Source organism: Brevibacillus centrosporus, assembly GCF_046622605.1.
Taxonomy (GTDB): Bacteria; Bacillota; Bacilli; order Brevibacillales; family Brevibacillaceae; genus Brevibacillus; species Brevibacillus centrosporus.
In genome coordinates, this window is record NZ_CP176856.1 from 3150366 (window position 1) to 3164291 (window position 13926).

The 13926-nt window shown below is 49.5% G+C and carries 11 protein-coding genes; 2 read left to right on the forward strand and 9 right to left on the reverse strand.

Translation table 11 applies throughout. From position 1 onward, the window contains the following. Positions 1–17: 17 nt before the first annotated feature. The 5 genes from ACLIN2_RS15905 to ACLIN2_RS15925 all read right to left on the reverse strand — a co-directional run bounded on the left by ACLIN2_RS15905 (position 18) and on the right by ACLIN2_RS15925 (position 5136). On the reverse strand, positions 18–992 hold the full coding sequence (locus ACLIN2_RS15905; RefSeq protein ID WP_411501531.1) for a sugar phosphate isomerase/epimerase family protein: 975 nt from the start codon (positions 990–992) through the stop codon (positions 18–20). Beyond that, positions 985–2067, reverse strand: a complete 1083-nt coding sequence (locus ACLIN2_RS15910) for a sugar phosphate isomerase/epimerase family protein (RefSeq protein ID WP_400586373.1) — start codon at positions 2065–2067, stop codon at positions 985–987. The genes ACLIN2_RS15905 and ACLIN2_RS15910 overlap by 8 nt, the downstream gene beginning before the upstream one ends. A 93-nt stretch (positions 2068–2160) precedes the next feature. Beyond that, on the reverse strand, positions 2161–3408 hold the full coding sequence (locus ACLIN2_RS15915) for an allantoate amidohydrolase (RefSeq protein ID WP_400586370.1): 1248 nt from the start codon (positions 3406–3408) through the stop codon (positions 2161–2163). 59 nt (positions 3409–3467) lie between these two features. Continuing rightward, entirely contained in the window at positions 3468–4118 is a 651-nt protein-coding gene (locus ACLIN2_RS15920; protein WP_400586367.1) for a GntR family transcriptional regulator, read from the reverse strand. Positions 4119–4230: 112 nt separating this feature from the next. Then, entirely contained in the window at positions 4231–5136 is a 906-nt protein-coding gene (locus tag ACLIN2_RS15925; protein ID WP_411501532.1) for a LysR family transcriptional regulator, read from the reverse strand. 168 nt (positions 5137–5304) lie between these two features. On the opposite strand from ACLIN2_RS15925, the gene ACLIN2_RS15930 reads away from it, so the two are divergent. After that, positions 5305–7485, forward strand: coding sequence for a malate synthase G (locus ACLIN2_RS15930; RefSeq protein ID WP_411501533.1), 2181 nt, complete (start codon positions 5305–5307; stop codon positions 7483–7485). Positions 7486–7712: 227 nt separating this feature from the next. Further along, on the forward strand, positions 7713–8075 hold the full coding sequence (locus tag ACLIN2_RS15935) for a hypothetical protein (protein ID WP_400586359.1): 363 nt from the start codon (positions 7713–7715) through the stop codon (positions 8073–8075). Between the two features lie 70 nt (positions 8076–8145). Here ACLIN2_RS15935 and ACLIN2_RS15940 read toward each other — a convergent pair whose 3' ends face one another. From ACLIN2_RS15940 to ACLIN2_RS15955, 4 genes are all read right to left on the reverse strand, one after another. Beyond that, positions 8146–9192: an XdhC family protein gene (locus tag ACLIN2_RS15940; protein ID WP_411501534.1), complete on the reverse strand. Its 1047-nt coding sequence runs from the start codon at positions 9190–9192 to the stop codon at positions 8146–8148. A 54-nt stretch (positions 9193–9246) separates the two neighbouring features. Beyond that, complete coding sequence (locus ACLIN2_RS15945; protein ID WP_400586354.1) at positions 9247–10017, reverse strand: enoyl-CoA hydratase/isomerase family protein; 771 nt, start codon at positions 10015–10017, stop codon at positions 9247–9249. Between the two features lie 85 nt (positions 10018–10102). Then, positions 10103–11419 (reverse strand): MFS transporter, encoded by a 1317-nt coding sequence (locus ACLIN2_RS15950; protein WP_092276595.1) that lies wholly within the window; start codon positions 11417–11419, stop codon positions 10103–10105. A 248-nt stretch (positions 11420–11667) separates the two neighbouring features. After that, on the reverse strand, positions 11668–13917 hold the full coding sequence (locus tag ACLIN2_RS15955) for a xanthine dehydrogenase family protein molybdopterin-binding subunit (protein WP_411501535.1): 2250 nt from the start codon (positions 13915–13917) through the stop codon (positions 11668–11670). Positions 13918–13926 lie beyond the last annotated feature (9 nt).

Sequence of the window (13926 nt, forward strand, 5' to 3'; positions counted from 1 at the left end):
TCAATTGCCAAGATACATTATCCATAGACAAGCTCTCGCGTAAGAAACGAAGTGACCTTTAAGATTCGTTCCTCTATATCTCCCACCAGGGACATTGGTGACTCGGACATCGGCATTCCTTTCGAGAGCCACGTCGCCAATTCCGAAACCTCGATGTCTGGATGACTATCAAACCACCCTTCATTTCGGAACGGTGTGTAAAGTTCAGCGCGGTGAATCTCCCCCCAATACCAGGCGTCTGGATCACTTGCATGAATTTTACTGATCAGACCCGACCAGTCGATACAACCCGTACCCACTGGGCAAAGCAGTCGCGCGAAGCCTCCACCGCTCCATAAGAGGCGTGCATCATCTACGTGGACTTGCCTGATGAGACCTGCGAGACGGTCGGCAGCTGCTAGCGGATCCTCCATGCGTACAATCACGTTCACGGGATCGAAAGCAACGCCGAAAAGATCGGGATCCAATACTTCGAGGAGTCGACGAACCTCCCAAGATGTGATTTCCTCGTGCGTTTTGATCAGTATGCGTGCCCCTAGCGAACGCAGGCCAGGCTCCAGCCGTTTCAGGAAAGAGGAGACCTCGGCCAGTTGAGCGGGCCACGCCATGGATGGATCAAAGCGGTCTTCTTCTTTTCCGACAACCAGCATCACATTCGGCTGACCTAGTTGAAGCGCTGCCTCAGTCAGCTTTAGCAAGCCTTTGGCTATGTCTCCATCCCCAGCTTTTCGTGCGTCTGAGGAACGCTCCGGCCGGTAGGGATTCAACATTCCGATACTGAGCCCAAGCTTGATTCCTGATTCCTGTGCCATTTGACGAATGTCTTCCAGCTCCCACTGATCCAAAGTCGGGCTGGCACTAAGAGCGGTTCCAATGAATGAGCCTTTCAGCCCGTGCTGGCGTGCCTGCTGAATCGAATCTCGTACATCAAAGGATGCACCGCAGAGATCCTTCGCGAAAATACCAACTCTCGTAGGCAACTTTTCAAGCATTGGCCTTTTCTCCCCTCGTGATCCCAAGCTCCTGGCAAATCTTTTCAATATGCTGTCTGGACGACTCGATACACTGGATGGCTTCGGGGTACTCAAAGCTCTCTGCATGCAGCTGCTGCCAGGACTTGACCGTTCCTTTTCGGATGCGCTCTGTAAAGTCACGAGCCAGCTCAAAATAAGCGGAAAATTCTTCTCGTGATAGGTCGGGATGTCCCGCGATCCATTCCGGGTTGTACAGCTCCAGGAAATGCGGCTCTCCTTTTACCGCTCCCAATCGAGGCGTATCACATTCTATCGTGACATTGAGATCAGGGCGATATTTGTTCAGTTCACGTAGCACCGCTGAAAAATCGACCAGCCCTGATCCGCAAAAGCGTGACTGGTAATAGGCTCCGTCATCAATCAGTTCCACGTAGGCGTCCTTAAAATGGGTTTGACGCACGTACGGGGCGATACGCTTAGCCGCATAGGTCGGATGCTCGCCGCGAATAAAGATGTTCCCTGTATCAAAGACGATCCCGACTACATCATCACCGACCGCCTCGATCAAGCGAAGAATTTCAAACGTCGTAATCTCCTCGTGCGTTTCAAGATTCAGATGAATCCCGAGGTCTAAAGCAATAGGCCTTAGCTTCATCAGGAAGCGGCGTGTGGCCTCCAGCTGATCTTCCCAGGAAACGTCCGTTCGGAAGCGGTCGGTCGTGAATCTTCCTCTGTACTGCTGCTTTATGCCTGCCGTGGAAATCCACAGCTCCCGAATATCGAATTCTGCGCAGGCCTCCATCATTCTACGGAAACCGAGCAGCGTATCCCCATCGCCGATTTGTCTCACTTCTGGCGTTTCTGGAAGTGCATAAGGATTGACTTTGCTAAGGCCCGCTTCCAGATAGAGTCCGAGCTCGTCGGCGCGCTCGCGGACCTCACGGATTACCGCTCTGTCAAGTGCCGGACTCACATCCAGAATGGTGCGGAAAAACACTCCTTCCATCCCTAGGCTTTTGGCATGATCGAGTGTTCCTACAGGACCTCGCAGCTTTGACTCCGGTATTTTTCTTCCGTCAATTCCAATGCGCATGGATGTTACTTCCTTTCCCTTTTGAAGTGAGAAGCAATAGGTAGTTGAAGTGGTTGTAATTTGATTATTCAGAAAAATAACAGTGAGGTAAATCTAGCTGGAATACATAGTCAGGCGAAGCACGGCATTCATGAGGACGGTTGTGCCTTCCAGGATGTCCTCGGGCGAAGCGTATTCATCTGGATGATGACTCACCCCTTCTCTGCACCTTACAAAAATCATCCCGATATCCGTGAACGCTGCTACCGCCATGGCGTCATGACCCGCTCCGCTCACCAGTCGCAGCGGCTTCATTCCTCGCTCCTCGATAACCGTTTCGATGGCCTGAATGAAAGCCTCTGTGCACGCTACTGCCGGAGAATCCATCACACGCTGGAAGTGACAAGCCAAACCACGGCGCTGGGCTATTTGCCTAAATTCCTCGATTAATTCCAATAAAGCACTTTGCTTGACATCATCTTGGAGGCTGCGAATATCCAACGTCCCCTCGACCATACCCGGAATCACATTACTTGCCCCCGGCAGGACCGCCAGCTTCCCTACAGTCGCCACTACGGATTCATTTTTCAGGGCAATCCTTTCGACAGCTTGAATCATTTCGGCCGCTCCAGCCAATGCGTCTCTTCTTAGCCTTACCGGAACGGTTCCTGCATGACCTGCTTGACCTTCTACCCTGAATTCATAACGGGACTGTCCAGCTATTCCCGCTACGACTCCGCATGATTGACCCATTTCCTCGAGTATGGGTCCTTGCTCAATATGCAATTCCAAATAACCGAGGATCGTTTGCGGATCTCGAGCTGCCCGCCTGTACTGCTCGGGGTCGCATCCAACTGCCCGCATGGCTTGCGCAACAGTTACGCCCTCGTGATCCTGCGCCTCTAAATCTGGTTCCCTCAAAGTACCTGAAATCGCCCTGCTTCCCAGGAACGTGGTATGAAAACGTGTTCCTTCCTCATCACAGAAACTGATGACTTCAATCGGGTTTTTCGTGATGGTTCCGCTCTCTTTGAAGGCATGCACTACCTCTATCCCAGCAATCACTCCGAGGATTCCATCATATTTTCCTGCTTCGGCAACAGAGTCCAGATGAGAGCCAATCAAAAGAACTGGCGCATCCGGGTCCATCCCCTCATATCGTCCGATGAGATTATTGACCGCATCCCGTCGAACCTTCATTCCCGCTTCCTCCATCCATCCGGCAACAAGCTGGATGGCCTGTTCGCTTTGTTCCGTAAAGGAAAGACGGGTCACCCCTCGTCCTGGTTGGCTGCATTGGGCCAATGCTTCTATTCGCCCAATCATCCTCTCTGCATGGATACATTTCTGCAAGGCTTCCAATCTTTCCTCACCTCGTGTGGATCAGGATTGTTCAAGACAAAGCGATGCTGGCTGATTGGTTAGGAAAGGATTCTGTTGATCGTGAGAATATTGAAGTGAGAATCCCGCGCATGCTTGGTCACGATGCTTTTTGCCAAGCTTTCATCCTTCTCTTCAATGGCTTTCACGATTTGCAAATGTTCCTCTACCATTGTTTTTAGGCTGGATTCCTTTAAGGCCTGGAATAGTCCGCGCTGCAGCTTCTGGATCGTTATTTCAAGCAAAGCAGCCAGCTGCTTATTTCCACTGACCTCTCCCAGATACGAATGAAAACCGATGTTGACCTTCATAAATTCTTTCCTGGCCTCCACGGAATCGACATCGAATTCCCGAAGCGCCAGCTCCTTAAACCGTGCCAGCTGGCTTTTGGTGATGTTCTGAATCGCCAATTCCACGCATGCCTTCTCGAGAATAATCCTGAGTTCAAACAAATCCTTTAGCTCCTGAAACGAGAATTGCGATACCATGTACCCTTTATAAGGGATTACATCCACCAATCCTTCAAACTTCAATCCATTTAGCGCTTCTCTTACCGGTGTTTTACTGACCTCAAGCTCAGCAGCCAATTCTCCTTCCCGGAGGAATGTTCCTGGAGGAAGTTCATCATAGATGATTTTTTGTTTTAAATATTGATAGACACTTTCGGCTCTTGATTTTTGCTTATCCTCCAAAATGGTAATCACCCCTAGGGTTGAACGATCATATCCCAAACATATGCCAGCGATATATCTTTCATGTATCGTTCTTTTTTTGTTTTGTCACCTGATGCACAATCAGTTCTTCCTATTCTGCCGCTTGTACCGGATGCAGGATCATTTGCTGCGTCATTTCAATAAACTTGCGGACGCAGTACGGCGCGTATTTTTCACTTTTCCAGATCAACCCCAGCTCCAGACAAATATCCGCATCCTCCAACGGCCGTGCTACCACTGCTGTATGCACCAGCTCTCTGCAGATTTTGCTCGGCAGAAAAGTAATCCCCAGCTTTGCATCCACCAGTTCGATCAGAAAGTCTTTTTGGGAGCTTTCACAGACAATTTTTGGAGTAAAGCCTTGTCTGGCGTACTCTTCTAATATCCGATCGTGCAGCGAAAAGTCTTTCCGATACAGGATCAGCGGTTCCCCTGCCGTTTCCGAAATCCGGATATTTGGCTGAGCAGCGAGTCTGTTCTCCTGGTGAACCACAAGCATTAGTGGATCCTTCAATAATCTCATGGCCTCAAATCCGTCGCTGCGCTTTGGATAACTGCAGACCAGTCCAACATCCAGCGAGCCTTCCTCGATTCCCTGTTTGATCATTTTTGTGCCCACTTCGGTCAGGCGAATATCAATCTCGGGATACATGGCTTTGAACTGGATGATGAGCTTGGAATAAAAGGCCGCTCCTACGATGGGAGGAATCCCGATCCGAATCTCGCCCTTTTTGATTTCCATGACATCGTTTAGCTCCGACTTGAGGTTTTGAAACGATTCCAGGACGTTTTGGGCGTTTGTCAAAACTGCTTTGCCCGCGTCCGTCAGCTCGAGCTGTTTCGTCGAACGATAAAACAGCGGGACACCCAGATCCATTTCCAGATTCTTGATCGCTTTACTGATCGAAGGCTGGGAGACATACAAGGCTGCTGCTGCTTTGGAAAAGCTCAAATGCTTGGCCACTTCAGAAAAATACGCCAGATGACGAATGTCCACAGGAAGTCACCCCATCCTTTATAACGTAATTGCATAAAGAATTTTCTGAATATATATTTTTACCATAATGCCCCTTATTGTACAATACATACAAGTCAGCTGCGTGGGTATTGCGAGTGCTCAAATACAGTGATTTACGTTTTCCGAAGAATAAGGAGGAGAGACTACATGGAGCAATACGTTGAGATCGGAAGCCTGCGCGTTTCCCGCATTCTACATGCATTCATCGAAAACGAGGCACTCCCAGGAACTGGAGTATCCCGTGAACAGTTCTGGTCCGGATTTGACAAATTGATTCACGACTTGACTCCCCAAAACAAGGCGCTGCTTGCAAAGCGCGATCACCTGCAGCAGCAAATCGACAGCTGGCATAGGGAGCACAAGGACTCGTTTTCATTCCCTAAGTACAAGGCGTTTTTAGAAAGGATCGGCTATTTGGAACCGGACGTAGCCAATTTCGAAATAGATACGGAAGGAATTGACGACACCATCACGCTTCAGGCCGGTCCGCAGCTCGTCGTTCCTGTAAACAACGCCCGCTATGCGATAAATGCCGCGAACGCACGGTGGGGAAGTCTCTACGACGCATTGTACGGAACCGATGCGATCGAGGAAGCTGGCGGTGCCGAACTTGGCAGCTCCTACAATCCGGTGCGGGGAGAAAGAGTCATCGCCTTTGCCAAGCAGTTCCTCGATCAGACCGCGCCTTTGCCATCCGCATCCCATACAGAAGCGATCCAGTATTCCATCTCCGCTGGGAGACTTATCGTCGAGCTTCGCAACGGGCAAACGACGACGCTGACCGATGCTTCTCAATTGGCAGGTTATACAGGGGATGCTGCGAATCCTTCCACGGTCCTGCTGAAGCATCATGGGCTTCACTATGAAATCCAGATCGACCGCACCCATCCGATCGGAAAAACGGACGCCGCGGGAGTGAAAGACATCCTGATGGAATCTGCTCTGACCACGATCACGGACTGCGAGGACTCTGTCGCAGCTGTTGATGCAGAAGACAAAGTGCTCGTGTACCGCAACTGGCTGGGCTTGATGAAAGGTGATTTGTCGGCTGCTTTTCAAAAGGGCGAAAAGACGATAACCCGAACCTTGCAGCCCGACCGCTCGTACATTTCCCCTACAGGAGAAACGCTTACCCTACCGGGGCGCTCTCTTCTCCTCGTTCGAAACGTCGGTCACCTGATGACCAACGGAGCCATTCTGGATAAAGCAGGACAGGAAGTGCCGGAGGGAATCATGGATGCAGTCATAACCAGTCTGATCGCCAAGCACGATCTGCTGCGCAACGGTCGCTTCGTCAACTCCGCCAAAGGCTCTGTTTACATCGTCAAGCCGAAAATGCACGGATCGGAAGAAGTCGCTTTTGCCAACGAACTGTTTAACCGGGTGGAAGACTTGCTGGGACTTGCCCGCCACCAGTTGAAAATCGGGGTCATGGATGAGGAGCGCCGCACTTCGCTAAACCTGAAAGCTTGCCTCTATCAAGTGAGAAATCGGATCGTATTTATCAATACCGGGTTCCTAGATCGGACAGGTGACGAGATCCACACTTCCATGGAAGCTGGACCGATGATCCGTAAAAATGAAATGAAGTTCACACACTGGCTGCAAAGCTACGAGCAGTCCAATGTAAGCATCGGACTCGTTTGCGGGCTGCAGGGCCGTGCACAAATCGGAAAAGGCATGTGGGCGATGCCTGATTTGATGAAGGAAATGCTGAAGCAAAAAAGCAGTCATCTGCTTGCGGGTGGAAATACCGCGTGGGTGCCTTCCCCAACAGCTGCTACCCTTCACACCCTGCACTATCATCAAATCGATGTAAACGAGGTGCAAAATAAGCTGAAAGAATCCATTCGCGATTACCGAGATGACATCCTGCAAATACCAGTGGCCACCGCTCCAAAATGGACGCAGGGGGAAATCCAGCAGGAATTGAACAACAACGTCCAGGGCATCCTCGGCTATGTCGTTCGCTGGGTAGAACAAGGCATAGGCTGCTCGAAAGTACCGGACATCAACAACATCGGGCTGATGGAAGACCTTGCTACCCTGCGGATCTCCAGCCAACATATCGCTAACTGGCTACGCCATGGCGTGGTCAGTGAAGAGCAGGTTCTCACCACGATGAAAAACATGGCCAAAGTCGTAGATCAACAAAATGCGGGAGACCCTGCGTACAGACCGATGGCCGACGATTACGAAGACTCTGTCGCCTTTCAGGCAGCAGTAGAGCTCGTTATCAAAGGATGCGAGCAGCCAAACGGATACACGGACCCCATCCTGCACCGCAAGCGCTTGGAGTTTAAGGCGAAGCTAGCAAGCAAGGTTTAGGTTTAGGCCCTTTCCCTTTTCCCTTTTTCACAAGGCAAATAAAAGCAGTGTGCTCGCAAGCGAACGCAAGCACACTGCTTTTTGCACTGGGCTTTTGTCGTCGAACAACCCGTTACGCTGCCTCATGTCAGATTGATAGATTTGTGTCGGTACATACGGAATATATTGACAATGCGATACTTATTACCTAGGATAATATTACCATGATAAGGAGTTGACAGTTTGATATGGCAAAAGGTTCGCTAATGGTTGGCTGGGGTGAAATTATCGCGGGGCGCGAGAAAGCCGCGCAAGCCACGCTTAACAACGCAATGCAATATTGTATACGACTGCAGCAAGAAGGAAAAATCGATCGCTTCGAGGTCGTTGTTCTTGAGCCTCATGGCAGCGACCTCAACGGCTTCGTCCTGATCACAGGAGACAAAGAAACGATAGCATTGCTGCGAGCAGATGATGAGTTTGTCTCGGTGATGGTTGGCGTGCAGCTGGTTCATCGAAATGTGAGAGTGGTTGGAGCTTACACAGGAGCAGAGCTGCAATCCTTGTTTGCCATGTGGGATGAGCAAGAGGAGAAACTGCTGGCTGAATAGAAGGAAGCTTCGATCGGAAATAGCAATACCCTTAGGACTCTCCTAAGGGTCATTTCTTTTTATTAGGGGATCAAAATGATAGGAGTGAGGTGTAGGACAACGCTTTACCCTCATTTCTCACTTTCAATAATTGGGCAACGATGCTGACGCTTATCTCTTCAGGCCCCTCCGCCCCAATATCCATTCCTACCGGCGAGTAGACCCGATCTGGAAGTCTTGTGGGTGCAAGCAATCTCTCCGTTCTTCTTCTGGGCCCCAAAACCCCTAAATAGTTTACCTGCTGCTTGATGAGATGGTTCAGGATCGTGCGGTCTCGATCAAAATTGTGGGTCATAATCAACGCATAGCTGTGATCGGGGATCTTGCCTTCCTTCAAAAATGTTTCCGGATGCTCCACGATCAGCTGATGGGCACTCGGGAAGTACTTGTCACAGCATCTGCTGCTTCGCGGATCGATCACCGTTGTCGCAAAATCCATCTTCTCTGCCAATTCTACCAATGGCTCTGCGTCGGGCCCTGCGCCAAATACATACAATCTATCTTTCGGTTCATAGATTTCTAGTAAAATCGTACTCTTCCATTCTGCTTGATCGATTAATGCGAAAGTCTTGTTTGTATCGATAAAACTTTCAATGATAGCATGGATATCCGGGCGACTCTGTTCATTTCCGCAAGTAAGCCATTTTCCATTCTGAGAAGCGAGGTAAAACGGTGTGATCGCCCTCTCCCCGATTCCCCTGGCGTATAGAATTTTTTCACCTGCGTCCAGTAAGCCCTCCAACTGCTCCCATGTAGAATTCCAGGCTACCGGTTCCACATAGATGGTAATTTTCCCATTGCATCCCGCACTTTGGCCCCAAGAAAGTGCGTCACCTGCTCGTAAATCATACGAGATGGTTTGCGGCACTTTGGATTCCATCACTTCCTGGGCACGATAGGCTAAATCATTTTCCAAGCAACCCGCACTAATTGTTCCGTATGGTTCCTCCGCCACAAACAACATTTTTGCCCCCTCATGCCGATAAGCAGAGCCTTCGACACGGATGACTGTTGCTATAGCCATAGGAGAATATGGATGCGCCTTCATTACCTTTAGCAGTCGATAAAATTCTTTCACTGACCCTTCCCCCACTTTCCCACAGGATGTCTAGATCGAACATGGAAGAGCTCGTTAGCCAAAATGCGGCTTCCGTTTTTCTACAAAGGAGAGACAGCCTTCATGAAAATCAACAGGGTCTACATATTTCCACGGAGCATGGGTCTGCTGCTCGCATAAATGGACTGCCTTCTTAACCGCTGCCAGGGAGGCCATTGACTGGTCTGCCATGATTCCAGCCGTTTTCAGGCAAGTATGCTCAAGCTCTTCACGATTTTCCACGAATACATTGACTAAACCTAGTTGTTTGGCTTCATGGTAATCATAGATTTTTCCTGTATACACCAACTCTTTCGTGCGACTCGGTCCAATCAGTCTGACAATACGCTGAACAAAGGATGGCCCCAATGTAATGCCAAGTCTACCAACCGGTATTCCCATTTTGGTATTTCTGGTACCGATACGAATATCGCATGCGAGCGACAGGATAAAACCAGCACCCATGGCCGGCCCATCGATGACACCGATGACAGGCAAGGAGATGTTTTCAATCGCTGCCATAGCATCCTCCATTTTTTCAAATGCTGCATTCGCTTCGTCAGCCGTCATTTGGGTGAATTCCCTGATGTCTGAGCCAGCAGAAAATTGTCCACGTGCCCCCTTTAAAATGACAACCTTGTTTTTGGGGTTAGACTCGACGCTCTTTACCAGACGCGCCAATTCCAGCCACATGTCTGAAGTAAGTGCATTGCGTGAGGCAGGACGATTCATAGTAATAATCGCCATTTTTGATGTTTCCTGCAGGGTAATTTTTCCGTCTGTCACTCTTTTAATCATGACGCGCATATGTATCCACCCTCTTACAAAGAAATAGAATCGAGAGGAGCATGTCTTGGATCATCATGCTCCTCGTTCTCTTTCGTTTCTCTATCTACTCAATCGCGTTGATTTCTCTACCTGTCCTATCAGCAGCAAATAGGGCAAAGACGACAGCCGCGATGGCGCCGATAATCCCAAGTGCCAAGGCCATCGTAACAGACCCGGCGATCTTGATAGCAATCAGCGGGAACAACCCAGCACCTAGGCCACGACCCACGTAGTAGCAAACGTTATTTCCCGTTGCGCGAAGTCTAGTGGGGAAGAATTCAGACATCCATACGCCTAGCACTGCGAATCCAGCGTAGCCTGCATTACAAATCATCAGGCTCCAGAACATGGGAGAAGACAAGAAATTTTCTCCGATTGTAATGTTTCCCGTTAAAGCGAGAATCAGGAAGGAACCAAAGCCAATCAGACCCACAACTGCTCCCCAGAAAAACGCCCATTTCCGATTTAACTTATCCGAGATGTAGCCAACGATTACGTAAGCGATCCCTGTGATGAACAAAGCGATCAATACGATTACGCTGGTGAGATTGAGTGGGACTCCTGCTTCTTTCAGCAAGAAGGTAGATTGATACGTTATGGTTTGGTAGGAAATGATGAACACAGCCGTTGAAACGATCATGAACATGGTTGTGCCATATGCCAGGCCGTTTTTGAAAATGTCGACCAAAGGAACACCTGTGCGTTTTAATTCTACGGGCAGTGTTCCTGCGCGCAGCTTCTCCCGATACTCCAGCCACAGCTTGGATTCCGGCAGGTAGAAAATCGAAGCAACTCCGACAATGACACTCAGCACACCCAGGATGAGAAAGGCATCGCGCCAGCCTTCATCCGCACCAAATGCTTGAAGACAAAAGTAAGTGACGATAACGGTTACAATTTGGCCAACAACAAACATTGATTGGATAAGTCCACCCATGGTTCCACGTTTCTCTGTTTTCCAGCACTCTGTAAACATGGTGAAGACCAAACCAAATTGACCGCCAATGCCGATCCCAGCAAAAATTCGGGTGATCAGGAAAACGTCATAGCTATGGATGAAAGCCGCTAATATAGCACCTACCCCGTAAATGAGAACGCAGAGAGCATACGACCAGCGGCGACCAATGACATCACCGAGCCAGCCGAATAAGAATCCGCCCACCAAGGATGCCAAGCCTTGCCATGTAAGCACAGTTACCATATCAGCAGTCGTGACTCCAAGTGATTTGGAGATGTAAACCATCGGGTATGAAATCAAATTAAGTTCAATTCCATCAAATAGCGCACCCAAGAAAGCAAAGAATACCACTAAAAGCGTTTCATTCCGCGTGTAAACGGAAGTCGCATTCAGTTTCAGACTTGTGTCAGCACCGAAACCCATTTCTATTCACCTCTTTTGGTTAATGGACTCTTTAAACGATTCACCATTCTCTGCCATCACAATCCGTTTACTACAAGCATGCTTAGTGGTAAGATTACAGGGAATATCTTGAAATTGGGTCTTCCCTGTCTCAGGATGATTTCTTTTGTCCCCCGACTGAAAGCGATTTCAGAAACATTCGTAATCCTCGGCCAGAGTGAACGTGTTTCTGTATGCGCTCTCGTCGGGTGTTTTTTTGTGCATACCGTTTACTTCGATTCACGATGTAGTTCTTTCCATACATTTTCTGCCGATAATGGAAGCTGCCGAAATCGAATGCCGAGGGTATCATTCACTGCAGCGGCTACAGCTGGAGCAATTGCAATGATTCCACTCTCTCCAATCCCCTTCGCTCCAAAAGGACCTGCACCGTCGCGATTTTCAATGAATTTGCTGATGAATTCTGCTGGTATATCCATGATAGTCGGCACGCGATAATCGAGGGCACCGCCATTAACTAGTCGGCCTGAATCGTCATAAACCATCTGCTCCATGAACGTGTGGCCCATCCCCATGATGGCTGCGCCTTCTTCCTGTGCTTCCGCCTGCAACGGATTAATGATGCACCCTACATCACTTACGTTCACGAGCTTGTTCGTGTAGACCTTACCGCTTTCTGTGTCTACGCTCACCTCAGCGGCAGTGAATACAATTTCCCAGAAATCTGCCTTCCCGCCTACTGGATGGCCTTCAATTTTACTTCCTTTGTAGGTCCCGTTTCCCACAACCTCACCCATATTTGGGCCAAAGTATTCTGCGAGGATGTCTGCATAGGAAAGGGATTTTCCGTAAGCCTCTATCGTTCCCCTAGAAATGACCACCTCCTCTTGGGAACCGTCTGCGAAGAGTTCGTGCGCCATCTCTGTCAGCTGTTCTTTTATGTCATGACAAGCAGAGACGACTGCATTTCCCATAGCCACGGTAGAACGACTGCCAGCTGTTGCCGTATCAAAAGGTACAGCACCAGTATCAGCCATAATGAGTGAGACTCGTTCCATCGGTACCCCTATTGATTCCGCTGCGATCTGTCCCATCGTTGTACGTGCTCCCTGCCCCATTTCTGAAGTACCGACTGAGACCGTAACACTCCCATCCGCGTGCAGCTTTACGATAGATTTGGATAAAGAAGCGGGAATCGGATTTTTAATTCCGATGGCGATCCCGCGGCCGATGCCATCCGGTTTCTCTGTGCCCCACCCAATCGTCTCGGCAGCTTTACGCAGTCCTTGTTCCCAATCTCCATCAACCGGTCTGTCGCCGGGTACCAAGATCTCCCCTTTTTTAGGCAGATTTCGCAATCGAATCTCGAGCGGGTCAATACCCAATACCTTGCTTGCCTCGTTCATCTGAGATTCTACCGCCCAAACAATCTGCGGCATTCCAAACCCTCGAAAGGCTGTACTCGGTACTGTATGCGAGTAAACGGCACGACAATCGATACGAGCATTCGGCGTCACGTATGGCCCACATCCGAGATAGCTTGATTTGGAAGCAACCCGCGGCGCGGTATCCGCATAAGCTCCGACCAGGAATTCAACCTTCACATCCTGAAATTGAATTTTGCCTTCGAGATCAAAGCCTGTGTTCATCGTCACCCTGGAGGAAGAACGTCGTGCCGAGAAAAAACCTTCCTCTAATGACAAGACGATTTTTACCGGCTTGCCAGTATGCAGAGCAAGATAGGCGGTAAGTGGCTCAATCTTCGGATAGCCTTTGCCCCCGAAGCCTCCTCCGATTGCGTTTCCGATCACGCGAACTTGGGAAAGCTCCATGTGTAAAGCCTTCGCTACGACACGACGCAAAATGAAAGGATGCTGGATCGGACTTCGGATCGCCACTCCGCCATTCTCGGGGTAACAAATGCAGGAGAAAGGTTCAATCGGAAAGTGGTGAATCATCGGGAACTCATACACATTTTGCAGCATGAAGGAGGACGCGCGATTTTTCGCTTCGACATCCCCCCACCCAAATTTCCAGTTTCCACAGATGTTAGAGCCAAGCTCTTCATACATACCGATACTATCTGGGTTTACGATCGGTGCATCCGCTCGCAAAGCATCATCTAATTTACTGACAGAGGGCAGCTTTTCGTATTCTACCTTGATTTTTTTGAGAGCTTTCTGTGCCGCCTCTTCACTGTCTGCTAGCACTACCGCGACCGGCTCCCCATGGTAGTTCACCACTCTATCCGCAAGCAATGGCTGATCCTGTTTGATCGGTCCAAAGCGCGGAACAGGCTGCGGTAAATCAGTCGAAGTGATGACGTCATACACGCCGGGGATCTCCTTCGCTGCTGAAGCGTCCACATTCACGATTTTGGCATGGGCATGTTCGGAGCGAAGCAATTTTCCGTACAGCATTCCCTGCATCTTCTGGTCAATCACATAATCCAAAGTGCCGGTTACCTTTTTTAATGCATCGGTGCGTTTTATGTCCTTTCCGACAACGTCAAACTCCATGATTTCACC